This window comes from Ewingella allii (genome assembly GCF_044430645.1).
In the GTDB taxonomy this organism is placed as follows: domain Bacteria; phylum Pseudomonadota; class Gammaproteobacteria; order Enterobacterales; family Enterobacteriaceae; genus Ewingella; species Ewingella allii.
Map to the genome: position 1 here is coordinate 89,863 of NZ_JAWUDN010000007.1, position 24,271 is coordinate 114,133.

The window sequence follows — 24,271 nt, forward strand, 5'->3', positions numbered from 1 at the left end:
CGTGATGCAGACCGTAATAGATATCCTGTCTAAATTGGTGAGTTTTAACACCATTAGCCTGCAGTCTAATCTGGCGATGATTGACTATATCGACACCTATCTGGCCGATTATGGCATTGCGGCTCGCCGGGTTTATAGCGAAGACGGTCTGCGTGCCAACCTTTACGCCACCATTGGCAATCCTCATCGTGGGGGGATCTGCTTTTCGGGTCACTCTGATGTGGTTCCCGTTGAAGGCCAGCCCTGGTCGCAAGACCCCTTTGTGCTGACCACCCGCGATGGCCGCCTCTATGGTCGCGGCAGCGCCGACATGAAAGGATACTTGGCCTGCGTGCTGGCGCTGGTGCCCGAATTTATTGAAGCCACGCGCCATCCGGACGCCGCGCCGGTACACATTGCGGTCAGCTACGATGAGGAGATAGGCTGCGTCGGCGTACGCGGCCTGCTGGATGAGTTATCGCGCGACGCCGTGCGCCCGAGTGGTTGCATCGTCGGTGAGCCGACCCTGATGAAAGTCGCCACGGCGCACAAAGGCAAAAGCGCGTGGCGCTGCTCGGTTCACGGGCAGGCAGCCCACTCCTCTCAGCCCGATTGGGGGGTGAATGCGATTGAAATCGCCGCCGAGCTGGTGACCTTTTTGCGCCAGCAGGGCAAAGGCTGGCAGCAGGAAACTGGCGATGCGCGCTACGATCCGCCGTGGTCCACGGTGCAGGTCGGCACCATTAAAGGCGGCACCGCCGTCAACGTGGTGCCGGACCACTGTGAGTTCGATTTTGAAATTCGCGCCTTGCCCGGCTCTCCCCACCAGCAGCTGCCCCAAACCTTGCAGCAATGGGCGAGCCAAGAGTTGCTCCCCGATATGCGCCGCGTCAGCCCCGACACCGATATTCACCTGTCGCAGCAAGTCGAATATCCAGGGTTGCAAGACGATCAATCGATGGACGCGCTCAAGCAACAATGCGCCAGCGCGCTGCCCCAGCACGACTTCGAATCCGTGGCTTTTGGCACCGAAGCCGGGCTGTTCCAGCAGGCTGGCATCCCTACCGTGATTTGCGGCCCCGGCTCCATTACTCAGGCGCACAAGGCCGACGAATATATCGAGCTGTCACAGCTAGAACTCTGCCTGACCTTTTTACGCAAGATGGTTAGTGGCGGCAGCCTGTAACCCCGCAGCCAGCTGCTCTTTATTGAGCGGCACGCAGTAGACTGGCGTTCCGGCTTCGAAACGCCATCCTTCCTCCAACGCCCCGGCGTCTACCACGTCAAAACCGAACTCGTCGAGCAGCGCCGTAACGATGACCTTGCCCTGGGCGTCATCACCGACAATCGGCAAAGCGCGGCGTTCGGCAGCGGAAGCAGGCAGACCGTCATTCAGCAAATCATCCATTCTGATGGCGTTAAAGGCTTTGATCACCCGCGACTCGGGCAAATGCTTTGCCAACATTTCGCTGGTGGTGGTCTGGTGCTGGTCAAGTTCAGGGATGCGCCCATCGCGATCCGGATAGTAGTTGTTGGCGTCAATCACCACTTTGCCCACCAGCGGCGCGGCGGGCACGCTGCGATAGGCCTCTAATGGAATGGCGATCACCACCACGTCGCCGAACTCGGCCGCCTGCTGCGGGGTTCCTGCCTCGCACTGGGTGGTGCGGGTTAAGGTAAATAATGTTTTGGGATCCCGCGAATTGCTCAACATCACCTGATGTCCCGCCGCTAAGGCCAGCTTGCTGATAGCCCGACCCACAAACCCTGCCCCAATAATGCCTATCTTCATGTTCTTCTCTCCAAGGTTGATGACAGAGTGAGCATGATTGATATAGATTCGAAGATAAATGGCCGTTTAAATTGATAACTAACAACCCAGAGTGGTGAATCATGGACAGACTGACCAGCATGAGCGTGTTTGTGAAATCAGCCGATTTAGGCTCTTTCGCCGCGACGGCGGACGCGCTGGAGATGTCGCCGCAAATGGTGGCGAAGCACATCGCCGCTTTGGAAGCGCAGCTCGGCATTACATTGCTCAACCGCACCACCCGCCGCCAGCAGCTGACCGACGTCGGCCGTGCCTACTATGAACGCTGCAAGCGCGTGCTGTCCGAGGTGGAAGCCGCAGACTCGCTGGCGCTGGACATGCAAACTCATCCGAAAGGCATTTTGAAAGTTAGCGCGCCCATCACCTTCGGCGCTTTTACCATGCCCGCCTTTGTGACGCGATTTTTGGCCCAGCACCCGGACATGCAGATAGACCTCTCGCTTGACGATCGCTACGTGGATCCTTTGGAAGAAGGCATTGAAGTAATTATTCGGCTGGGAGATTTGGTGGATTCGTCACTGATTGCCCGCCGGCTCAGGCCTTACAGGCTCATCGCCTGCGCCTCGCCGGACTATCTGGCAAAGCGCGGCACGCCGGAAACGCTGGACGATTTGGCTCATCACGACTGCCTGCACTATGGCTCTTCCCCTGCCTCGCAGCCCTGTCGCTGGCTGTTTAGCCGCGACGGGAAAACGCAGGAAGTACATATCGAAGGGCGATTTCATTGCAATAATTGGAATGCCTTACTGCACGCGGCGATCAGCGGCTTTGGCATTACGCTCGGCCCGGAAATCGTGCTGGAGAGTGAAGTCAAAGCAGGCCGACTAGTTCAGGTGTTAACCCAGTACCAAGGCCCGGCCCGCCCGATGCATATCGTCTATCCGCCCACTCGCCGACCAACGGCCAAACTCCGCAGCTTTGTGGATGCCATGGTGGCGGAGTTCGGCAATGAGTAAGCAAGACGCAGGGCTTTTCGCTTAAAACAGTTACTCTTTTTCGACTTGCAGGGACTCGCCAATGGCATAGAAGTTGCCGCCAGCGATGTAGTGCAAACTGCGGAAGTCCGGATCGGAGCTTCCAAACGCCCAGTGGCCGTTTTTGAATACCCGCGTGTCAGCCCATGCGCCAATAACTTCGCCAATAAACAGGTCGTGGGCCTGCTGGTTGTGCGGCTCATTGATTAACCGGCACGATAACCATGCCGAACAACCTTCAACAAAGGGGCCGTCGTGGCCTTCAATGCTGAACAGCTGCACGCCGGTTTTTACCAATTTATCCGGCTCGGTAAACAGGCTGCTGCGGCCTAAATCATAAGTCAGTTGCAACTGAGCCACGGTAGGAACCTGCAACACAAAGGTGCCGCTCTTTTCGATCAACTCACGGGTTTTAGTGATTTTATCCAGCACAACCATCACTTTTGACGGGGTGAAGTCCAGCGCGCACGACCAGGCGGCGGTCATCACGTTATCCACCCCGCCGTGGCTTCCAGACACCAACACCGTCGGTCCATGATTGAGTAAGCGGTATGATTTTTCTAATTCTACTGGCGCAATAAATTCGTTCATCTGGGTCCCTTGGCGGCTGTTTGCAGTTCGTTCGGCGGCATAACAATAGCAAAAGTCAGTAGCGGAGAAGAACAGATGAGTGAGAGAAAAATTAAATTGCGGTGCGGCGTCCACAGAGGCAACTCATGGCTGGACTGATAAGAAAAAATGAAGGAATTTTGCAACAGAAATGAAAAAGCCCCAGCGATATTTGCCGGGGCTTTTATGGTACTACAGTGTTAGTAATTAACATTAATCAACTTATAACTTAATACTACTTCAAATGATGTACATAGCTTCACAGGATATATTGGTCACTCTTGTACTGCCGTCCTCCTATAATAAAATGGAATAAAGCATCAATCCTGTGTCATTTACCGGTTTCTCTGTTCGAAATAGAGGATCCGATAAGTACATCGCCCACGCGATATATACTCTTTGATGCGTTGCCTTACTTTCATCGCGACATTCTCGATCTCATACTTTCGTACCCAAATCGCGAACATTACTTTTAACAACAAGGCCTTACATCATCGCGCATTCCCATGCGTGCGATTGTACAAATTAACTACGTGGCTTGAAATCTTCATCACTCGAATTGGTTTTCATTCCTTTCCGCAGTGAATCTCCCATACAACAGTATTTCGTGGCCCGTATCGCACTCTGTTTTATAGAGTATTTAAAACTCTCTATATAACGATGAAGGAGGGGTAAGAAATACTTGTTACTTCAAACTTCGCTTCACCGTTGAGTCCTAATTTACTCGTTCTTAGCGGGGTGTCAACACTGTATTTAAGAACATGTTTTTATTCTCAGTCATACCCAATATTTCGATGAAATTTTTGATATTTCCCACCTTTTCAATCAAGTCATCAATAGGTTGAAAAAGCGGTTGTGGTAATTGGTCACAATTAAACCAGTGCCAGCCTTCGCATTTCTCTGGCTCGGTGTTAACCGGCTCGCCCTGCTCAGGTTGGGAGTGTGCAACACAAAACAGCGTCACATAGTGTTTTTGCTCGAGAGTGAAAATATCGTTAACCCAGGGGCCGGGATGCACTACCTCGAGTTGCAAGCCTGTTTCTTCTAAAGCTTCTCTCCGGGCGCACTGTTCTGGCGTTTCGCCAAACTCTAAATGGCCGCCGGGAGCAGACCAAAAACCGGCACCGTGACTACCTTTTCTGCGGCCCAGCAACAATTTCCCCTCGCGGAAAATCAGTACGCCGACGCCGATCCTCGGCATTAAACTCATCATTTCTCTCCGTTAACTTCGCTTTGCTGGTCACCATTTTTTCACCTCCAACATAGTTCTCACCGAGTGGTTTGCCAATAAGGCCCGCCACTTTCACCAAAAATAACGTCTGAGTTGCAACGTTGCGCACAAGTCGGCTAAGATACAGAACATATACGATTCATATATAAACCATATATTGCGAGAACCCCGATGGGCATTATCAAAATCTCAGAAATGATGCATGAGAACCTGCGTATCGCCAGCATGGCCTTTACCCGTTCAATGAATGCTCAGGCCGAGCATTGGATGAAAGTCGGCATGCTGATGGAGATGCACCCAGACCTTTCTCACCGTGATATCTGCCAGCTATTGGTAAAAGCCAGCACGGAATCGAACGAGCAGTTCGATGGCATAAAGACACTACTTAATGATGGCGTGACAACAAGGAAGAGCACCAATGAGCAATAATTCGTTTATAAAATCTCCTGAAGGCATCGCCAAGGCGCGCGCCGCCGGGCATCTGGCCGCGCGCGTGCTGCAAATGATTGAACCCCATGTTCAGCCCGGCGTCACCACCGACTATCTGGATGCCCTGTGTCATGACTTTATCGTCAACGAGCTGGACGCGATCCCGGCCAACATTGGTTATCAGGGCTATACCAAAACCACCTGCATCTCGGTGAATCACGTGATTTGCCACGGTATTCCTTCAGATAAAGTGTTGAAAAAGGGTGATATCGTCAACGTGGACGTGGCGTTGATCAAAGACGGTTGGTATGGCGACACCAGCCGGATGTTCTACGCCGGTGAACCTTCGATCCTCGCCCGCCGCTTGGTGGATACCACGCTCGAAGCCATGCACGCCGGTATTGACGTCGTCCGGCCGGGCGCGACGCTGGGTGACGTGGGTTTTGCGATTGCCGCCGTTGCCAGACGCGAAGGATTTAGCGTGGTGGAAGAGTATTGCGGCCACGGCATCGGGCAGGGCTACCATGAAGACCCGCAGGTGCTGCACTACGGCCAGAAAGGCCAAGGCCTAGTGCTGAAAGAAGGCATGCTGTTCACCATCGAGCCGATGATCAACGCCGGCCAGCGCTACTCAAAATTTTTAAAAGATGGCTGGACCGTAGTGACTAAAGACCACTCCCTCTCGGCGCAGTGGGAACACATGGTGCTGGTCACTAAAGACGGGCATGAGATCCTCACTCCATGGCCATAAAAATTAAGGCCCATTGATTTGGGCCTTTCTTGACCTATTTTGTCCTTTTTTGTATTTTAAGGACATGCATACATTCCTGATCATTGTCCCCGAAGGGAGCATGCTGTTCGAACCGACCGGCATCGCTGACATCCTGATGCAAGCTAATCGCTTGAGGCCCAAGGATTCTCCTCATCCGCCCTACCAGGTCGAAATTGCCACCACCCAGTCGCATCGCGTCATTCACGGCATGTCCGGTTTGAATCTGTTGGCCGACCATCGGCTGGCAGATCTTGACCCCGCATTGCCGCGCGACACCGTAATGATCACCGGCAAAGGCTCGACTCCTGAAGAATCCGCACTGGTCGCCAACTGGATCAGCCGCGCCGCGCCTCATGCCAAAAGAGTGGTATCGATTTGCGGCGGCGCGCTGCTGCTGGCAGAGGCGGGCCTGCTCGACGGACGTCGCGCCACCACCCACTGGCGGCAGCTGGATAACCTGCAAAATAGCTATCCCAAAGTGCTGGTCGAGAAAGGGCCGATTTATCTGCAAGACGGCAATGTCTGGACCTCGGCGGGCGTCAGCTCGGGCTTTGATCTCACGCTGGCACTGGTGGAAGATGACCACAGCTTCACCCTGGCGCGCGACGTCGCACAGGATCTGGTGATGTTCCTGCGTCGTCCCGGCGGGCAGTCGCAGTTCAGCCGTTTCCTGCTCAGCCAGTCCAATACCCCCGGCCCTATCCGCGACCTGCAAAGCTGGATCCTGCAAAATCTTTCCGGCGACCTGTCGGTGGAAAAACTGGCCGAGCGCGTCGCCATGAGTCCGCGCAACTTTACCCGCGTCTTCACCCGAGAAACCGGCAGCAGCCCGGCGAAATACGTCGAGGAAGTGCGTCTTGACGTGGCCCGTCAGCACCTAGAGCAAAGCTCAGACAAAATAGAACAGATCGCCGCCATAACCGGATTTGGCAATAGCCTGAACCTGCGCCGGGTATTCGAACGCAATCTGCAACTCACGCCGTCTGATTACCGCGAACGCTTCTACGCGCGTAACATGGCTTAAATTGATTCTTATTTGTCATTTACGCCAACTTGCCAAAGCACTATTTTGAAACCAGACAACTCACCAAGGAGTACATCATGGTCAAAGTAGGCATTAACGGTTTTGGTCGTATTGGTAGAAACGTTCTGCGCGCCGCGCTCGGCCGCAGCGATTTTCAAGTCGTGGCCATCAACGACCTGACCGACAGCAAAACCCTCGCGCATCTTCTTAAATATGACTCACTGCAGGGCACCCTCGCGGCCGAAGTCGAAGCTTCCGAAGGCCAGCTGAAAGTTAATGGCAACGCGATCCGCGTTTTCTCTGAGCGCGATCCGGGTGCAATACCATGGAGCAGCGTTGGCGTCGAACTGGTCATTGAATCCACCGGCTTCTTCACCGAAAAAGCCAAAGCCGAAGTGCACATCACCAAAGGCGGCGCCAAGCGCGTGATCCTCTCCGCGCCGGGCAAAGACGATGACATCACCGTGGTGATGGGCGTTAACCATGAAAAATATGACCCGGCGCAGCACAAGATTGTCAGCAACGGCAGTTGCACTACCAACGGTCTGGCCCCGGCGGCGCAGGTCCTGCATCAAAGCTTCGGCATTGAGCACGGCCTGATGAACACCACTCATGCCTACACCAACAGTCAGGCACTGCATGACCAGCCGGAGAAAGACCTGCGCGGCGCACGTGCGGCGGCGCTGTCGATTGTTCCTTACTCCAGCGGCGCGGCCAAAGCCTTGGGTAAAGTCATTCCTGAGCTGGACGGACGCCTGACCGGCTACTCACTGCGCGTGCCGGTGCCAGTGGTTTCCATCGTTGACCTGACCGTGACGCTAAAACGCGATGTAACTGCTGAAGAAGTGAATAACGCCTTCCGCAAAGCCGCAGAATCCGGGCCACTGAAAGGGATTTTGGGCTACAGCGATGAGCCGCTGGTGTCGAGCGATTATCAGGGTGATGCGCGCTCGTCGATTATCGACGGACTGTCCACGCTGGTGATTGGCGGCAATCTGGTGAAGATCCTCGCGTGGTATGACAACGAATGGGCCTTCTCAAACCGTCTGGTGGATTTAGCCGTGCTGATGGACCAGCGAGGTTTGTAATCCAGCGTGAAGAACAGTTCTGGCCCGCCATTGTGCGGGCCTTTTGCTAACTGTAAAACCATCCATTTTAAGCGATCTTCTTGGCCGCAATTACGTCTCACCAATTCCCGTAGGGGTAGGTTTTGCCTTTGATGAAAGCCTTTGTGTCTTCTCCATATTCATAGCCATTAGAAAATCGGGTAATACCTTTACATGCATTTAACTGGTCACCTGAAAGTGTTTCTATGGCTAAAGGTGTAACGTGGTAATTGGGATACTTACCAACATCTTGCAGCCAGACAGTCACTTTTCCCTCTGGAGCCAGACCAATTGTCATCATGTCGTAATAAACTTCCAAGCCACGATAATTTTTATGTCCTGCGGGCTTCCTCATTTTTTCATCAAGGGAGGCAGAAAAGGACAGGCGGGTTTCATAAACCTTTTTATCGATGATGGAGTCCCAACAAAAAATAAGGTGTTTAGGTGGATTTTGAATTTTGTTCCAGTATCCAGGCGGATTACGAGGCCTATCTCCCCAGCTTCCTACTATTTCCGGGCCTGTATGTGTCTTATCGAGAGTTTTAAAACTATAGGCGTTGCCTTTGGTATCCATAACAATGGCGTAAGTCACTAAAGCTGGCAGAGCCTTAGGAGTGATAAAAGTAAAGTACCACTCTTCTGGAGCAGCCCTTTCTGAATTAATAGTATTGGCTTCAACGGCCCTCTGACAGCCAGTGATAATTAATGCTGAAAGAAGCCCTGCCAGACGTGTTATTTCCATATATCTCTACCCTCCATTTTAAGCGGCCCTCTTGGCCACAATTACGTCTCACCAATTCCCGTAGGGATAGGTTTTCCCTTTGATGAAATCTGGCGTCTCACCGTAATATTTGTACCCATTTGGATGCTTGGTAATGCCTTTACAGATTTCCAAATTCTCACCTGTAAGCGTTTTTAAAGTTGAGGGTGTAACACGGTAATTGGGTTCAGTTCCTATCCCTCGGAGCCAAACAGCAACCTTCCCTTCAGGGGCTAAACCTATTTGCACGGTGTCATAATAAGCTGTGTTACCTACATAATCCGTTAATTCACTGGGTCTAGACATTTTGTCCTGAATTGATTGGGGAAATGAAATGTGAGTTTCATAAACCCTTTTATCAATGATCGAGTCCCAGCAAAATATCATAAGCTTAGGCGGGGCTTTGATCCTATTCCAGTGCCCACCGGGTGCTCTTGATTGATCATTCCACTTACCAATAACCTTATCTAGAGACGCAGTACTGTCTAATGTGTTGAATCGATAATCAATCTGATTAATATCAAGAATTGCGACAAAGGTGACGAGGGCAGGCAACGCCTTTGGTGTGAAAAAATTAAAGCGCCACTCCCTAGCTTTGGTCGGGGCATCTTCTAGATTTGTAGCATGGCAGCCCATTACTGTTAGTAGTGGGATCAACACAACCAGACGTATTATTTCCATATACCTTTACCATCCATATTAAGCAGCCCTCTTGGCCACAATGAGATCTCACCAATTCCCGTAGGGGTAGGTTTTTCCTTTGATGAAATCTGGCGTCTCACCGTAATATTTGTAGCCATTTGGATGCTTGGTAATGCCTTTACAGATATCTAGCTGTTCGCCGGAGAGTGTTTTTATAGATGAAGGTGTTACGCGGTAATTGGGATAATTACCCACATCTTGCAGCCAGACCGTCACTTTTCCTTCAGGTGCCAAACCTATAATCATGGTGTCGTAATAAACCTTTGTTCCACGCCGATTTTTATGATCCGCAGGGGTGATCATTTTTTCCCAAACAGATTGTGGGAAGCTTATCGATGTTTCATATACCTTCATATCGATAACTGAGTCCCAGCAAAACACCATAGCTTTAGGCGGATGCCTGGCTTTATTCCATGTCACCGACGAGCGACGAATATGCTGACTCCATTCGCCTACACTGTCAGGGTTACCCTGAGTTCCATCGAGCGTGTTAAATTGATAAACAATATCGTCGGTATCAAGAATGGACGCGAAAGTCACTAGCGAGGGCAATGCCTTGGGGGTAACAAAACTAAATCTCCACTCGCCATACGGCAGTGAGAACGGATTGGAGGCATCAGGACGAGTATTATCAGCAGTAGCTTGGCAACCTATTAATGTCAAAGCCAATAAGCTTGCGGCCAGACGTGTTATTTCCATATACCTTTACCATCCATATTAAGCGGCCCTCTTGGCCGCAATTAGATCTCACCAATTCCCGTAGGGGTAGGTTTTTCCTCTGATGAAAGCCTTTGTGTCTTCTCCATATTCATAGCCATTAGAAAATCGGGTAATACCTTTACATGCATTTAGCTGGTCACCTGAAAGTGTTTCTATGGCTAAAGGTGTAACGTGGTAATTGGGATACTTACCCACATCTTGCAGCCAGACAGTCACTTTTCCCTCTGGAGCCAGACCAATTGTCATCATGTCGTAATACACTTCCAAGCCACGATAATTTTTATGTCCAGCGGGCTTCCTCATTTTTTCATCAAGGGAGGCAGAAAAGGACAGGCGGGTTTCATAAACCTTTTTATCGATGATGGAGTCCCAACAAAAAATAAGGTGTTTAGGTGGATTTTGAATTTTGTTCCAGTATCCAGGCGGATTACGAGGCCTATCTCCCCAGCTTCCCACTATTTCTGGGCCTGTATGTGTCTTATCGAGGGTTTTAAAGCTATAAGCGTTGCCTTTGGTGTCCATAACAATGGCATAAGTCACTAAAGCTGGCAGAGCTTTGGGAGTGATAAAAGTAAAGTACCACTCTTCTGGAGCAGCCCTTTCTGAATTAATAGTATTGGCTTCAACGGCGCTTTGACATCCCGTTATAATTAATGCCGAAAGAAGCACAGCCAGACGTGTTATTTCCATATATCTCTACCCTCCATTTTAAGCGGCCCTCTTGGCCGCAATTACGTCTCACCAATTCCCGTAGGGGTAGGTTTTGCCTTTGATGAAATCTTTTATGTCTTGATCATATCCATATGAAAAATCACTATCGGTGATTCCTTTGCAAATATTTAGCTGGTCACCGGAAAGAGTTTTTATGGCTGTAGGTGTAACGCGATAGTTGGGATGATCGTCAACATCTTGCAACCAAACAGCGACTTTCCCCTCGGGTGCAAGGCCAATAACCATCGTTTTGTAATAGGTTATACGCCCATACGAATCTTTATGAGCGGCAGGAGTGATCATTTTCTCCCAAATCGGTTGCTTGAATGTTAAATAAGTTTCATACACCTTTTTGTCTATTATCGAGTCCCAGCAAAAAACCATAAAATGTGGCGGGTATTTAGCCTTGTTGTAATTGATTGAGACAAAGTTACTCCGCGTAAAATCATTCCAAGTCCCCACGACCTCTGGGTCTGATTGAGTTTTATCGATAGTATTAAACTCATAAACATAACCATCGGTATCAATCAACTTGACATGAGTCACTACAGCAGACAGTAATTTAGGGGTAAAAAAATCGAATTTCCACTCTCCATAGGGAGTTGCATATTTGCTGACTTCAGAAGTTGAATTATCTTGCCCTGTACTCTGACAGCCAGTCAGAATCAATGCAGAAACAAGCCCAGCCATCGGTATTATTTCCATATACCTTTACCATCCATTTTAAGCGGCTCTCTTGGCCGCAATTACGTCTCACCAATTCCCATAGGGGTAAGTTTTGCCTTTGATGAAATCTTTTATGTCTTGATCATATCCATATGAAAAATCACTATCGGTGATTCCTTTGCAAATATTTAGCTGGTCACCGGAAAGGGTTTTTAGAGTTGAGGGCGTAACACGGTAATTAGGCTCAGTTCCTATCCCCCGCAGCCAAACAGCAACCTTCCCTTCAGGGGCTAAACCAATTTGCATAGTGTCATAATAAGCTGTGTTACCTGCATAATCCTTTAATTCACTGGGTCTAGACATTTTGTCCTGAATTGATTGGGGAAAAGAGATGTGAGTTTCATAAACCTTTTTATCAATGATCGAGTCCCAGCAAAATATCATAACCTCAGGAGGAGCTTTGATCCTATTCCAATGCCCACCGGGTGCTCTTGATTGATCATTCCACTTACCAATAACCTTATCTAGAGACGCAGTACTATCTAAGGTGTTGAATCGATAATCAATCTGATTAATATCAAGAATTGCAACAAAGGTAACGAGTGCAGGTAGCGCCTTGGGAGTGAAAAAATTAAAGCGCCACTCCCTAGCTTTGGGCGGGTTATCTTCAAGATTTGTAGCATGGCAGCCCATTATTGTTAGTAGTGGCAGCAAAACTGCCAGACGTGTTATTTCCATATTTTTTTTCCATCCATATTGTAAGCCGTCCGGCACCACTGTTCGTCTGGACGATTGGTAAAATTGACTAGCTTCGCAGGCTTCACAGCCCCAATTGGTAGACCTTGTTCATCTTTAATTACGCTATTCCAGTTGGCTGAACAGTGAAGGTATTTTTTGGCTAATACGTTAAGTTCCGGCGAAGTAAAAACATAGCGTGTTTCACCGTTACGCACTGCTTTACCAAGACGCAAAGCCTTCTGGCATAATGCATCGAGTTCTATCGGTAGTCTTAGTTTTAAATTTGTTTCCCGTATAGGATCGAATTTCACCCCCGCCTCTTGTGCAGCATCCAGCATCACTCGCAGGCTTACTTTTGACCAGTAATTGTAGGTGGTTCGCTCGAGAGTCAAGGCCGCGGCGCTTCGTTTTTGTAATCTGCCGTAATGGTCAGCAGGCATCCTGTCGTCATGCCAAGTTTTAACGTCTATTTCGACATTCTGACAAATTGAATTAATAGCCGGGAATTGATTCATCTCTTTGAGCTGTTGCACTGTTTGCTGATAAACCCTTGTCTGAGTATCGTCAGTTGAGAAGGGAACGGTTTCAAACTGCGGTCGAGTCAGAAAATAAGCTTCGTATTCCACCGGGTTATAACCCCCTCCTATATCGGAATGGGCTCCGGGTAACTCTACTTCTGGCCATGCGGGCTTCACACTGTTGAGCGCAAAGTTAAATCGGCACTCGTGCTGGGCAGTAATATGGAAGACTTTTTCTGCTACACCGGGACGCAGAGCGATATTCACATCGCCTGTATCCGCTGTATGAGGGTTAAAGCCATTTTCGGGCGTGCCGATGGCCGCCACGGTATCAAAAATGCCAATAAACCGGGTTTTACCTCCCGGAGTGCCATTTAACTCAACATTGCCTAATCCCGCTTTTATCGCGGCTATAATTTGAGGGTCTTGAGAGAACACGCGATTGGCAAAATGCCGAGCTGCGGCGGCACCACGGCTAAAGCCAAAAATATCGAACTGCAGCTCTTTTATGATGCAAGAGCGTGCAACACGGTGGTTTGTAAAATACCCTCTTATACCGTCAATTAAGTTTGTTATGGCCTTGTCGGTTTTCTTAATAACGCCAGTATCTCCTGCTCCAGTCCCCATTCCGTAAGAACTGTCTCCTGCACCTGATTCTGTTCCAATACCTTCGATATAAATCGCCTGCTGTCCGGTGCCAGAATCAACTTCAAGTTTTTGGTTATATAACGTGTTAAGCCAATATACATTGGTGTAATACCCAAGATGGCTACCAGCCGAGATACCACTTAGCCCATGCGTAATTTTGACACACTGCTGTAACGAGGATATCGCATCAGCGCTGCTCATCTCATAATGCTCTGCACTACATGCCTTGAGACGCGCGTCGGTATTGTTGGCATTATTCCCCGTACCATCAAAGAACACGCCGAGGGTTAGGGTAATTTCGCGTTTCGGTTTCTTTGCAGCCTGTCCGCGCTGCTCCGGATCTGCGCTTGTGCTCTTCGCCGCCGTTTCTTCGCCAATAAATTCATAGGTGTCATTCACCATTGATGGAATGAATTCTGCATTGCACGGGCAGCTACTTCTACTGTGCAGCGTACCGGCAAATTTGCGGCCGTTAATGGTGTCATGGGGAATGTGCCCCACAATGATGTAAGTGCCGGGGTGCTTGCCGCAGCTAACCCTATCCTCTTCCCTTGCCACCGCTCTGCCAAACAGCGTGTGGGTAAAATCCCCCTCCAGAATGATACCGCCACAGGTAGTTTCGTCCTCGACGACCAGATAATAACCTATTGTCATTAGCGCATCCTCCAAGGCGGAGTGAAGCTTGAAACAAGGTTTTTTGCCGCCGAATGGGGGTCGTTGAGCCGCAGGCTATGAGAAAGAGGCTGATAAATTGAAGGGCCAGATTGAACGATTTCCAGCCAATGGGCAGGCGTGCTCCTGCTGTGACGCAGCGTATCCATATTAATTTCCTTTTTTATATGGTTATTCCGCGCTCATTTTACCCATGGCTAGCGTTTCGCCAAAGGTTACTTTTCATTATTGAGTTACAGGGGGTTCCCCACTAAGATTTCCTGTCAGCGCGCCGCAATATCTGGCCCGGCGGCGAGAAGCTGGCGGGTGGGAGGATGACATAGCGCCGCGTCGATTAAGCAAGATGAAGGCCAGAGAATATATCCTATATTCTCTGGCTGGAATGTCAGCAAAGTCTGGACTTAGGCTGGTTTAAGATAAGCTAGAACTAACCCTTTTTGCTCGATTTTACTTAAACCAGCACACCCAAACTCGCGGCGTCAAAGTCGTGCAGTTGGTCCTGATTGCCGTTGCGGATTTTGATGACCCAGTGCGGGTCGCTGAGCAGCGCGCGGCCGACGGCGATTAAGTCGAACTCGTCGCGTTCCAGGCGTTGTAGCAGGTTGTCGAGGCTGGCGGGCTGCGCGCCTTCGCCAGTGAAGGAGCCCATAAAGTCATTCGACAGGCCGACCGAGCCGACGCTGATGGTCGCAGCGCCTGTCAATTTCTTGGCCCAACCCGCGAAGTTCAGACCGGACTCCCCATCAATCTCAGGGAACTCTGGCTCCCAGAATCGGCGCTGCGAGCAGTGCAATATATCCACGCCCGCCTCGACCAGCGGCAACAGCCAGTCGGTCATTTCATCAGGGGTAGTCGTCAGGCGGAAGGCATAGTCCTGCTGCTTCCACTGGCTGACGCGCAGGATCAGCGGGAAGTCTGGCCCTACGGCCTCGCGCATGGCTTTCACCACCTCGGCGGCGAAGCGAGAACGCTGTTTTAGCGTCGCGCCGCCGAAGCTGTCGGTGCGCAGGTTGGTCGCCGCCCAGAAGAATTGGTCGATGAGATAGCCGTGCGCGCCGTGGATTTCGGCGACGTCAAAACCTAAGCGTTTGGCGTCTGCGGCGGCCTTTGCGAAAGCAGCGATGGTATCGGCAATCGCCTCTTCGCTCATGATCTCTCCACGCGGCTGGCCCGGCCCAATCAGCCCTGAAGGGCTTTCTACCGGCGCCTCGGGTACCCATTCGGTCATAAAGCTGGCAACGGAGCCGGTATGCCACAGCTGCGGCCCCATCTTGCCTCCGGCGGCGTGAACCTCGTCAATCACCTTTTTCCAGCCTGTCAGCGCCTCTTCGCCGTGGAAGAAAGGGATATTGGCATCATTGCGCGACGCCGGGCGGTCAATCACCGTCCCTTCGGACAGAATTAATCCGACATCCGCCGCCGCGCGGCGCTGATAGTAAGCCGCCACGTTATCGCCCGGCACGCCGTTGGGCGAGAAAGAGCGGGTCATTGGCGCCATCACAATACGGTTTTTTAACGTCAGTTTTTTTAACTGGAAAGGCTGAAATAGGGCATCTACATTCGCTTGGCTCATGATTGAATTCTCTCTATGTGGTTAGCAAAGCTGAGGGTATATTATGTATACCTAGTGTCAATCAGGCACCAAAACGCTACCAGGTATCGTTAAGGAAACCACTGTGTCGATTCAAAAAGCCCCCTGCGCAACCAAGGATTGCCCGCACCGACTGCTGTTGGACCAGATTGCGGATAAATGGTCCGTGCTGATCCTCAGTGCCCTGTGCGAGCAGCCGTTACGATTTAATACAATTAAGCGCCAGTTAGATGGCATTACTCAGAAGGCGCTAACGCAAAGCCTGCGCAGACTTCAGCGCAACGGCATTGTGGATCGCAAGGTGATCACCGCCTCGCCTATCGCGGTGGAATATCACATAACCCCCTTGGGACGCACATTGAAAGAGCCGTTCGGCGCGCTCTTCAACTGGACGATCAGCTATCTGCCCGAGGTGGAAAAAGCCCGGCAGAAATTCGATTTAAATGCCGAAGAAGAGTAAAAATGCCACTTTATCAGCCCTATTCATTGGCTGTATTTGTTCGATTTATGCAACAAATCGTCAACCAGATGAGGGTTTATCTCGCATTTTGAATCTAATAAAGTGGCGCATATGACGGGTGACGAGAGAAAGGCGCGATGCAAGACTTTAAATTACTGTATATTTTTGACCCACTTTGCGGCTGGTGTTACGCCAGCGCGCCGGCATTAGCCAGCCTCGCGGCGGCCTTTACACAGCAGTTAGAGTTGATGCCAAGCGGCCTGTTCTCTGATACCGGGGCGCGAGAGATGTCACCGTCATTGGCCACCCATGCGTGGACCAACGATCAGCGCATTGAGTCACTGACGGGTCAGGTATTTAGCGAAAAATACTTTAATCAGATCCTGATGAGCACGGATGGGCGTTTTGATTCTCAGGCGATGAACCGCGCGCTGACGGCCATTCGCCAGCTCGACGCCACATTAGAAACACAAGTTTTGCATCACTTACAGCACGAGCGTTATGTGAACGGGCAAGACACTTCGGCTCCCCAAGTGGTTGCCAACATTGCCGCGCAGCACGTGCAGGCGGCGGGTTATGAGCTAGATGCCAGCGACTTTGCCCTGCGTCTGGCTCACGACGAAGCGCTGGCTGAACAAACTCATCGGCGAACCCAGACCACCCAGGCGCTGATGGATAAATTGGCAGTCAGAGGCGTACCTCTGTTGCTGGTGCAGACGGGCGATCGTTATGAGCAGATCAGCGGCAAACCCCTTTATGTTGACCCGCAGGCGCTGGTCGCGGCCATCAATGAGAAAGTGAGAACCGCCGCCGGTTAATTAGGCCGATTTCGCCGGGTACTGCTCGTCAGTGACTTTCTCCAGCCACTCGACCGGGCTGCCGTTGAGTGATTCAGCAATGGCGATGTGCGTCATTGCTGTCGCACTGGTTGCGCCGTGCCAGTGTTTCACTCCTTCAGGGATCCAAACGATATCTCCCGGATGTATCTCTTCCACCTCGTGACCCCATTTTTGAACCCAGCCACGGCCTTGGGTGACAATCAGCGTCTGGCCTAAGGGATGGGTATGCCACGCGGTGCGTGCGCCGGGTTCAAAAGTCACCGTCGCCCCACCAACCCGCGCCGGTTCGGTCGCCTGAAAAGGGGCGTCAATCCGCACTTTGCCGGTGAAATAGTCTGCCGGACCGGCCTTCGATGGCTGTGAACCGTTGCGTAAGATCTTCATGCTTTGCTCCTGAAAAGTATCTGCTAAAAGAGGCCGTGCTGATGTGATTCAACGTTACAGAGATCCATTGCCCGCGACTACGGCCTAAATCTGCAAACGGCTATAAGCCTAATTCATCAATATCGCACAGGCCGTTGGCGCGGATTAATGAGGAAAACTCATAAGCTCATACCAATGGTGGCAACATTCTTGCGCAGCATTAATGATTTCTATTCATAAATTCATTTTAATTATACGTGCTGGAGAAATGCCTGCCCAGCGCGTATCTTTTAGAGTGAAATCAAGCACTCCCCCCGCTAATAAAATGAGGCAACCTGCGTAGATGAATAATCCCGTTTCGCTGATCGGTCAGAAAATCCGCCTTCGCCCCCTGACAGAACAAGATGCCGATGCCCTGCTGCTTGCCGCCTCAGACGGTGAATTGTGGAATATGCAATTGACCCATATTCCGTCGCCAGATACTGTCGCGCAGTACATCAATATCGCGATCACCGGCCGCAATGCGGGCACGGTGCTGCCGTTCGTGATTGAAGAGATTGCCAGCGGCAAGCCGATAGGCTCGACCCGCCTGTGGAAGATTGATCCTCAAAATCGCAAGTTGGAAATCGGCCACACCTGGCTGTCGGCCTCGTGGCAGCGAACCTACGCCAATACCGAGGCCAAACTGCTGCTGCTCACCCACGCCTTCGAGGAGATGAACTGCGTGCGGGTGCAGTTCACCACAGATGAGCTGAATGAGAAGTCGCGCAATGCCATTTTGCGCTTAGGTGCTAAGCAGGAAGGGATTGTGCGTCACGAGCGCATCATGCCAAACGGCCGTAAACGTAACTCGGTGCGATTTAGCATTATTGATGAGGAATGGCCTGAGGTGCGCAGCAATCTGCACAGCAAATTGCAGAATTTTGGCGCGGTTGGCGGATGAATCTGCTCGGCTTCGCGCTGGCGATCCTGCCGGTGGCTCTCTCGCCGGGGGCCAGTTTTACCTTAGCGATGAACAACGCCGTTCAACAGGGAATGCGCGGCACCGGACGAATTATTCTTGGCACGCTGCTGGGGATCTACACCCACGCCCTGTTGGCCGGACTTGGCATCACGCGACTTATCGTGGCCTATCCTGCTTTGATGAATGCCATCAAAATTGCCGGCACGGCATATCTTCTCTATTTGGGAATTCGACTGATCCGCAGTGGCCTGAACGCCAAGGATTTGGCTTTCACCTCCGGCAGCCGTGCAACCGGCATCAAAGAAGCTTACTTAGCCAACGTGCTAAATATCAAAGCCATAATGCTGTATCTCACCGTGGTGCCCGCCTTCGCGGGCGGTGGCGCAACCCCGTGGAGTTATCTGGTATTGGCGTCGATTCACGTCGCGGTGATGGCCCTGTGGTTACTCTTCGCCGGACAGATGCTGATACGCTCCGCAGCCAAAATTAGCACCCGCAAATTGAAGAAAGTGATCGACATTGGCGGTGGTTCGTTACTGCTGGTGTTTACGATTTGGCCTTATTTGGATTGGTAACTGTACTGCTTTCTGCTGGCTAAAAGTTGATGGGTTATTTTCTCAATCTCAGCGACATCCTTAAAAGCCGAGGCGCGCAGTGCCAAATTCCACTTACTCAGCGTTCTTGCATTCGCCACCAGCGTTTCATTGCCAACCAGACGCCCATTTCTCTCAAGCCACAAAGCCACCTCGGCCCAGTCCCACAGGGGAGATTGCCCTTTAATACGCTGGATTGGGCAAGGGAAATCACCGCCTCCGCGCGAGCCATCTTTGAGTAAGGCGATGGCTTGACGCGTCATGCCGGTCAGTTCTGCAATATCACTTAACCCGACCAGAGCAGAATCCACGGATTCCACAACTGCGCCTATGCCTGCCGATTCCACATCTCCAACCGCAGAGGCGATGGCGGCGTCGAGCGACTCAGCTTCTCGGTCGAAATCAAGATAAACCGAGCGACCAAAGGCGCTGATTAGCGCATCATCACAGTTGCTGCGGTAAAGCGCGTCTTCCAAACCTTCAGTTTGATAGGTCACGCCAGAGAGCATAAGAGTGAAATTGTAGAGTGGCATAAGACCTCCAGCGGTCAAAAAGGGCGAAGTTCTCGCCCTGACTACGTTATGCAATTAAGAGCAGCGGTTTACCATACGCACTATTTGGTGAGCGTGGTTTTCAGCACTTTTCGGCGTCGACCATATACTCATTGCATGGTCCCGATGGTCACATAAGGGATTTCCGCAGCGCAACTTACAAAAACAGTGCGCCGAGCTACCCGGTGCCACCCAAACCCAGCCTCGTGTTAAGGCATATTCAATGGCTGCTTGAATATGTTTATTAGGATGCGCCTTCATTGGCCTACGTGAAATGTACTCTAAACACAGTGTTGACATCAGTCAACGCTCATTCACGTTCTTTCCTTACTGGTTCTCATCCAATTCATTAACGCATAGCGCAATCCCCCTTTGCTTGCGCTGGGGCAGCCTATCAGATCTCGGGTGTCACTCGGGAGAGCGGTTTTACTTTTAAGAGCAGTGCAGACTGGTGATCACGCCCTTCTCATCAGCCATGATATTCAAACGCTCAGGATTGAAGTCCATGGTTACCGCCGTGCCCGGCGTGATGAGGCGCATAGGTTTGGCGAAGCGCATGCCGTCCAGCGTAGAGGAAGGTTTGCCGATTAAATATTTAAAAGATGCCGCATTACAGGTGTCCGGCTGTTGTACAGCGTCCTCCTGCTTTGCGGTTTCCCCGTGGTTTTGACAGGCAGTCAGTGCGAAAGTAGCCAGAGAAGCGACGAGCAATAGTTTGATTTTCATTATAAAAGACTCAAGGTTTGAAAAAATAAATTCACCCAATGAATTTAGACATACGCATTGGCGCAGTCCATAGGAAAATCTATGAAAAGTTCTGGTGAAACGCCGTATCACTGAACTAGTTCACAATGTACATTTGGTGAGTTATGCACTATATTGCGGCGCTTAACGCGATATTCCACCGGCGAATTGCCCTGGAAATAACATTTTATAGCGCTCTGTTTTTGCATAAGGAACCGCACCATGGCGACGCAGTCCGTCGACACTTCCCCCCGCTCTGTGATGGGTGGCGCAATGATTATTGGCGGCACCATCATTGGCGCAGGCATGTTTTCTCTTCCCGTCGTGATGTCCGGTGCTTGGTTTTTCTGGTCAGTGGCCGCGCTGGTTTTCACCTGGTTTTGCATGCTGCACTCGGGTTTGATGATCCTTGAAGCCAACCTGAATTACCCTATCGGCTCCAGTTTCAATACCGTGACCAAAGACCTGCTGGGCAACGCGTGGAATCGCATCAACGGCATCACCATCGCCTTCGTGCTGTACATTCTGACCTACGCCTATATCTCGGCCAGCGGCTCGGTGATCCAGCACACCCTGCGCGAAATGTCCGTCAGCTTCTCCCCGCGTCTGGGCGGCCTGCTCACCGCGCTGGCGGTAGCCTTTATTGTCTGGCTGAGTACTCGCGCGGTAAGCCGCATGACGGCCATCGTGCTGGGTGCCAAAATTATCGCCTTCTTCCTGACGTTTGGCAGTTTGCTGTGGCACATCAAGCCGGTCAATCTGCTCAATAGTGTGGAAGTGAACCCCAGCTACCTGCCTTACCTCTTAGCCACGCTGCCGTTCTGTCTGGCGTCGTTTGGCTATCACGGCAATGTGCCGAGCCTGATGAAGTACTACGGTAAGGACCCGAAAACCATCCAGAAGTGCGTGCTGCTCGGCACCCTGATGGCGCTGGGTCTGTACGTGATTTGGATGCTTGGCACCATGGGCAATATCCCCCGCCCTGAGTTTATCGGCATCGCCGAGCGCGGCGGCAATATTGACGTGTTGGTGCAGTCGCTGAGCCAAGTGCTGAACAGCGCCGGGCTGGATTTACTGCTAACCATCTTCTCCAACTTCGCCGTGGCCTGTTCCTTCCTTGGGGTGACGCTGGGGCTGTTTGACTATTTGGCCGACCTGTTCAAGTTTGATGACAGCAAAACCGGACGCTTCAAAACCGCGCTGATCACCTTCGTCCCGCCAATCATTGGCGGCGTGATCTACCCTGACGGCTTTATCTACGCCATAGGATTCGCCGGTTTAGCGGCAACCATCTGGGCGGTGATTGTCCCGGCGCTGATGGCTCGCGCCTCGCGCCTGCGTTTTGGCAGCCCGCGTTATCGCGTCTGGGGTGGCAAGCCGATGATTGTTTTAGTGCTGCTGTTTGGCGTACTCAACGCCACGGTGCATATTCTCTCCAGCCTCAACTGGCTGCCGGTATACCGTTAAAACTAAAAGCAAAAATGGGCGCGGATCTTAGATCCGCGCCCATATTAAGTCTCTTCTTATGCTGCTTTAAGCATCCATAAGCTTAAGCATCGACAAACAGTACTTTCCCGCTAATAAACCCATCGACTGAACGCTCGAAGGCTTTGCCGACCAATTTGCTTGGTACCGGTTGGAAACCCGGCATCATGTCGGCGAACAATTCCCAAGCTTCTTCAACCACGGTTGGGTTGATGGCGTTGATGCGAATGCCGCGCGGCAGTTCGTGCGCCACGCATTGCACGAAGGTGTCGATAGCGCCGCTGGTGGTAGCATCGGCAATGCCTTCCGGGATAGGTTTCACATTCAGAATGCCGGAAATCAGGGTGAAAGAGCCGCCATCGTTGATGTAGTTCAGCCCCTCTTTGACCAGTCGCATCTGGCCCAGCATTTTGCTCTGTACGCTGGCTTCCCACTGCTCATCGGTCATCTCGGCGAAAGGTGCGTATTCGCAGAAACCGGCGGCGTTAACCACGGCGTCAAATTTGCCGACTTTTTCAAACAGCGCGCGAATTGACGCCTTATCGGTAATGTCCACCTGATGGTCACAGCCCTTGCCGGACAGGCTGGCGGTGATCACCCGATGCTTGGTTAAACCGGTAAGTGCTGCCTGACCAATCTTGCCCTGCGCGCCAATAACAATGACAGTTTTCATATTTATTCCTAAGTGTGTGTTGAACTCGCCGACACTTTAGGAGAGTGGTGATACAATTAAAAACAGAGATTACATGTAAGAGATATCACATATTATGATAGATAGAATCGACCTCAAGCATATGCGGGTGTTCGTCCAACTGGTGAGAGAGAAAAGCGTCTCGAAGGTGGCGGCGGAGGCGGGTTTAACCCAGCAGGCGGTGAGCGGATACCTGAAAAGGCTACGCGGAGAGTTTCAGGAAGAGCTGTTCCTGCGCCAAAGTAACGGCCTGCAACCGACCCACTTCGCCTTCGAGCTGTGTGCCAAGTTCGAGCGGGTACTCAAGGAAGTAGATCGAATCTATGATGATTTGCCCTTCGATTTGGCCTCTGCCAATCAGACTTACACCATCATCGCCAATGAGTACGCCCAGCTCTCCTATGTGCCGCTTTTCGTGCGCGCCGCCACCGCGCTGGCTCCCAATATCACTTTCAATATCATTGACTTCGACCACCGCACCCATGAAGCCCTGCTGGCGAGCGGCGAGGCGGATATCGTGATTGGTTTTGGCGAGTTTATCGACCAGCGCCTGACTCAGGTCCCGATTCAACAAGAGCACTACGCCTGCGTGGTCAATGAGCATTCGGCGATTTTCGAGCAGATCCGCCAACCCGCCGATTTGGCCGCCTTCCCCCACGTGGCGATGGGCAACAATGGCTACCATTTTAGCAATACGGTGGAAGCGTTTTTGAAGGAGCAGGGGGTGGAGCGCCGGGTGATTGCCGTGCTGCCCTGCTATACCGCGCTACAGAGCTTCTTGTCGGTCAATGACGTGGTGGCCTTTGTGCCGTCCACTATGACCCGATTAGGCAACTTCAAAACGATAGACTTTGCCGAGGAACCGCAGAGTTTTGACGTGGTGGCGGCATGGCATCGCCGGGTGGCGTCCAATCCGTTGCATCAGTGGGTGGTGGAGCAGATTTTGAGTTTAAACGCGCCCTGACGAGAAGGCCGGGGCGCGAACAGCTTTACAGCCAGCGTTTGAACCATGCGGTTTGTTCGGCGACTACCGGCGTGAAATGCTCGCCCGAGTAGAAGTCGTAGTGCTTCGCGCCCTGCTCAACGTAGAGCTTTTTCTCGGCAGTGGTCAGCGCGTGGTACAGGTCGATGCCCTGCTCCGGCGGGTTAACCTTGTCCTGCTCGGCAACCATCACCAGCACCGGACAGGTGACTTTGGCGGCGTGGTCGGCGGGTTTGTAGCGCAGGGTTTCGCGCACGGTAAGGAATGGGATCTTGATATCCATCGCTGGATATTGGGTTTTATTCTCTTCGAAGAAGGCTTTGGACTCGTCGTCGCTTAGCACTTTGGTGATGGAAACCATCATCTCTTTGCCGGTGGCCAACTTCTTATCATTCATTTTTTCCAGCGTGGCGATAAAGCCCGCCTTATCTTCCGGCGACATCGTCCCGGTCACCACGTTTTCACCGTCGGCGAAGCCCAGCTGGCTCACCACGGCTTTCACACGGTCGCCCGCCTGCGCGGCAGCAGCCATCACGTGACAGCCGCCGAAGCTGGTGCCCCACAGGCCGATGCGCTGGCTGTCGATGATGCTTTCATCTTGCAGCGTGCCCAGTACGGTGAGGATATCCGCGATCTGCATCTCAGGCACTAAACGGCCTTTCTCGCCGCCGCTGGCGCCAAAGCCGCGATAGTCGAAGGTGACGGCGGCAAAGCCCGCGTCAACAAAGGCTTTCACGAATGCAGGCAAGAGGATTTCCTGAATACCGCAAAAGCCGTGGCAAAGAAGAATGGCGGGTAAATTTTCACCGGTTTGGGGTGCATGAAGTGTTACAGCGATGTCGTCTGCGGTTTTATATTTTGAAATTTTCACCTGAACTACCTTATTGGTACAAAAGGAGCCCGTTGTATATCAACAAA

Annotated in this window: 29 protein-coding genes; 12 read left to right on the plus strand and 17 right to left on the minus strand. The window is 51.7% G+C overall.

All coding sequences use genetic code 11. The features are described 5' to 3' along the window. The first annotated feature begins 4 nt into the window (after window positions 1-4). Window positions 5-1,165 carry an acetylornithine deacetylase gene (gene argE / locus SBO83_RS15615; protein WP_396132159.1) on the plus strand — a complete coding sequence of 387 codons (1,161 nt, stop codon included), beginning with the start codon at window positions 5-7 and terminating at the stop codon, window positions 1,163-1,165. Here argE and SBO83_RS15620 read toward each other — a convergent pair. After that, the gene (locus SBO83_RS15620) at window positions 1,133-1,771 is read right to left on the minus strand and encodes an NAD(P)-binding domain-containing protein (protein WP_396132160.1); all 639 of its coding nucleotides are present in this window, start codon (window positions 1,769-1,771) and stop codon (window positions 1,133-1,135) included. The genes argE and SBO83_RS15620 overlap by 33 nt on opposite strands. A gap of 101 nt (window positions 1,772-1,872) precedes the next feature. On the opposite strand from SBO83_RS15620, the gene SBO83_RS15625 reads away from it, so the two are divergent. Then, window positions 1,873-2,766, plus strand: a complete 894-nt coding sequence (locus SBO83_RS15625; protein WP_396132161.1) for a LysR substrate-binding domain-containing protein — start codon at window positions 1,873-1,875, stop codon at window positions 2,764-2,766. A 30-nt stretch (window positions 2,767-2,796) separates the two neighbouring features. On the opposite strand, the gene SBO83_RS15630 is transcribed toward SBO83_RS15625, so the two are convergent. Further along, a complete protein-coding gene (locus SBO83_RS15630; RefSeq protein ID WP_353504091.1) occupies window positions 2,797-3,375 on the minus strand; it encodes a flavin reductase family protein in 579 nt (192 codons plus the stop codon). Window positions 3,376-4,123: 748 nt separating this feature from the next. Further along, on the minus strand, window positions 4,124-4,606 hold the full coding sequence (locus SBO83_RS15635) for an NUDIX domain-containing protein (protein ID WP_396132162.1): 483 nt from the start codon (window positions 4,604-4,606) through the stop codon (window positions 4,124-4,126). Window positions 4,607-4,795: 189 nt separating this feature from the next. Between SBO83_RS15635 and SBO83_RS15640 the strand changes: the two genes are divergently transcribed. The 4 genes from SBO83_RS15640 to gap all read left to right on the plus strand — a co-directional run bounded on the left by SBO83_RS15640 (window position 4,796) and on the right by gap (window position 7,937). Beyond that, window positions 4,796-5,053: a ParD-like family protein gene (locus SBO83_RS15640; protein ID WP_353504089.1), complete on the plus strand. Its 258-nt coding sequence runs from the start codon at window positions 4,796-4,798 to the stop codon at window positions 5,051-5,053. After that, window positions 5,043-5,804 (plus strand): type I methionyl aminopeptidase, encoded by a 762-nt coding sequence (gene map, locus SBO83_RS15645; protein WP_396132163.1) that lies wholly within the window; start codon window positions 5,043-5,045, stop codon window positions 5,802-5,804. Before SBO83_RS15640 ends, map begins: the two co-directional genes overlap by 11 nt. A gap of 64 nt (window positions 5,805-5,868) precedes the next feature. Then, window positions 5,869-6,849 carry a helix-turn-helix domain-containing protein gene (locus tag SBO83_RS15650; RefSeq protein WP_396132164.1) on the plus strand — a complete coding sequence of 327 codons (981 nt, stop codon included), beginning with the start codon at window positions 5,869-5,871 and terminating at the stop codon, window positions 6,847-6,849. A gap of 77 nt (window positions 6,850-6,926) precedes the next feature. Then, complete coding sequence (gap, locus tag SBO83_RS15655) at window positions 6,927-7,937, plus strand: type I glyceraldehyde-3-phosphate dehydrogenase (RefSeq protein WP_396132165.1); 1,011 nt, start codon at window positions 6,927-6,929, stop codon at window positions 7,935-7,937. Between the two features lie 97 nt (window positions 7,938-8,034). On the opposite strand, the gene SBO83_RS15660 is transcribed toward gap, so the two are convergent. From SBO83_RS15660 to SBO83_RS15695, 8 genes are all read right to left on the minus strand, one after another. Further along, on the minus strand, window positions 8,035-8,697 hold the full coding sequence (locus SBO83_RS15660; protein WP_396132166.1) for a DUF2931 family protein: 663 nt from the start codon (window positions 8,695-8,697) through the stop codon (window positions 8,035-8,037). 48 nt (window positions 8,698-8,745) lie between these two features. Then, window positions 8,746-9,396, minus strand: a complete 651-nt coding sequence (locus SBO83_RS15665; protein WP_396132167.1) for a DUF2931 family protein — start codon at window positions 9,394-9,396, stop codon at window positions 8,746-8,748. A gap of 48 nt (window positions 9,397-9,444) precedes the next feature. After that, a complete protein-coding gene (locus SBO83_RS15670; RefSeq protein WP_396132168.1) occupies window positions 9,445-10,116 on the minus strand; it encodes a DUF2931 family protein in 672 nt (223 codons plus the stop codon). Window positions 10,117-10,164: 48 nt separating this feature from the next. After that, window positions 10,165-10,827 (minus strand): DUF2931 family protein, encoded by a 663-nt coding sequence (locus SBO83_RS15675; RefSeq protein WP_396132169.1) that lies wholly within the window; start codon window positions 10,825-10,827, stop codon window positions 10,165-10,167. A gap of 48 nt (window positions 10,828-10,875) precedes the next feature. After that, the gene (locus SBO83_RS15680; RefSeq protein WP_396132170.1) at window positions 10,876-11,553 is read right to left on the minus strand and encodes a DUF2931 family protein; all 678 of its coding nucleotides are present in this window, start codon (window positions 11,551-11,553) and stop codon (window positions 10,876-10,878) included. 48 nt (window positions 11,554-11,601) lie between these two features. Beyond that, entirely contained in the window at window positions 11,602-12,252 is a 651-nt protein-coding gene (locus SBO83_RS15685) for a DUF2931 family protein (RefSeq protein ID WP_353504083.1), read from the minus strand. Beyond that, window positions 12,243-14,072: a phospholipase effector Tle1 domain-containing protein gene (locus tag SBO83_RS15690; RefSeq protein ID WP_396132171.1), complete on the minus strand. Its 1,830-nt coding sequence runs from the start codon at window positions 14,070-14,072 to the stop codon at window positions 12,243-12,245. The genes SBO83_RS15685 and SBO83_RS15690 overlap by 10 nt, the downstream gene beginning before the upstream one ends. 469 nt (window positions 14,073-14,541) lie before the next feature. Next, a complete protein-coding gene (locus SBO83_RS15695; RefSeq protein WP_396132172.1) occupies window positions 14,542-15,663 on the minus strand; it encodes an NADH:flavin oxidoreductase in 1,122 nt (373 codons plus the stop codon). A 103-nt stretch (window positions 15,664-15,766) separates the two neighbouring features. Here SBO83_RS15695 and SBO83_RS15700 point away from each other — a divergent pair, with 103 nt between their 5' ends. Then, a complete protein-coding gene (locus tag SBO83_RS15700; RefSeq protein ID WP_353504080.1) occupies window positions 15,767-16,141 on the plus strand; it encodes a winged helix-turn-helix transcriptional regulator in 375 nt (124 codons plus the stop codon). Between the two features lie 137 nt (window positions 16,142-16,278). Then, window positions 16,279-16,959, plus strand: coding sequence for a DsbA family protein (locus tag SBO83_RS15705; protein WP_396132173.1), 681 nt, complete (start codon window positions 16,279-16,281; stop codon window positions 16,957-16,959). On the opposite strand, the gene SBO83_RS15710 is transcribed toward SBO83_RS15705, so the two are convergent. Next, entirely contained in the window at window positions 16,960-17,364 is a 405-nt protein-coding gene (locus SBO83_RS15710; RefSeq protein ID WP_396132174.1) for a (R)-mandelonitrile lyase, read from the minus strand. A gap of 322 nt (window positions 17,365-17,686) precedes the next feature. Here SBO83_RS15710 and SBO83_RS15715 point away from each other — a divergent pair, with 322 nt between their 5' ends. After that, window positions 17,687-18,286: a GNAT family N-acetyltransferase gene (locus SBO83_RS15715; protein ID WP_396132175.1), complete on the plus strand. Its 600-nt coding sequence runs from the start codon at window positions 17,687-17,689 to the stop codon at window positions 18,284-18,286. After that, window positions 18,283-18,882: a LysE family transporter gene (locus SBO83_RS15720; protein WP_396132176.1), complete on the plus strand. Its 600-nt coding sequence runs from the start codon at window positions 18,283-18,285 to the stop codon at window positions 18,880-18,882. The genes SBO83_RS15715 and SBO83_RS15720 overlap by 4 nt, the downstream gene beginning before the upstream one ends. Here SBO83_RS15720 and SBO83_RS15725 read toward each other — a convergent pair. The 3 genes from SBO83_RS15725 to SBO83_RS15735 all read right to left on the minus strand — a co-directional run bounded on the left by SBO83_RS15725 (window position 18,867) and on the right by SBO83_RS15735 (window position 20,177). Next, window positions 18,867-19,433 carry a helix-turn-helix transcriptional regulator gene (locus SBO83_RS15725; RefSeq protein ID WP_396132177.1) on the minus strand — a complete coding sequence of 189 codons (567 nt, stop codon included), beginning with the start codon at window positions 19,431-19,433 and terminating at the stop codon, window positions 18,867-18,869. The genes SBO83_RS15720 and SBO83_RS15725 overlap by 16 nt on opposite strands. A 54-nt stretch (window positions 19,434-19,487) precedes the next feature. Then, entirely contained in the window at window positions 19,488-19,712 is a 225-nt protein-coding gene (locus tag SBO83_RS15730) for a hypothetical protein (protein WP_396132264.1), read from the minus strand. A gap of 171 nt (window positions 19,713-19,883) precedes the next feature. Further along, entirely contained in the window at window positions 19,884-20,177 is a 294-nt protein-coding gene (locus tag SBO83_RS15735) for an I78 family peptidase inhibitor (protein ID WP_396132178.1), read from the minus strand. Between the two features lie 240 nt (window positions 20,178-20,417). Between SBO83_RS15735 and mtr the strand changes: the two genes are divergently transcribed. Next, window positions 20,418-21,662 carry a tryptophan permease gene (mtr, locus tag SBO83_RS15740; protein ID WP_396132179.1) on the plus strand — a complete coding sequence of 415 codons (1,245 nt, stop codon included), beginning with the start codon at window positions 20,418-20,420 and terminating at the stop codon, window positions 21,660-21,662. Between the two features lie 82 nt (window positions 21,663-21,744). Here the strand turns inward: mtr and SBO83_RS15745 are convergent, their stop codons facing one another. After that, the gene (locus SBO83_RS15745; RefSeq protein WP_034796212.1) at window positions 21,745-22,353 is read right to left on the minus strand and encodes a short chain dehydrogenase; all 609 of its coding nucleotides are present in this window, start codon (window positions 22,351-22,353) and stop codon (window positions 21,745-21,747) included. Between the two features lie 94 nt (window positions 22,354-22,447). Between SBO83_RS15745 and SBO83_RS15750 the strand changes: the two genes are divergently transcribed. Beyond that, entirely contained in the window at window positions 22,448-23,335 is an 888-nt protein-coding gene (locus tag SBO83_RS15750) for a LysR substrate-binding domain-containing protein (RefSeq protein WP_396132180.1), read from the plus strand. A 25-nt stretch (window positions 23,336-23,360) separates the two neighbouring features. Here the strand turns inward: SBO83_RS15750 and uilS are convergent, their stop codons facing one another. Then, on the minus strand, window positions 23,361-24,224 hold the full coding sequence (uilS, locus tag SBO83_RS15755; RefSeq protein WP_353504069.1) for a UilS family quorum-quenching N-acyl-homoserine lactonase: 864 nt from the start codon (window positions 24,222-24,224) through the stop codon (window positions 23,361-23,363). Between the last annotated feature and the right edge of the window lie 47 nt (window positions 24,225-24,271).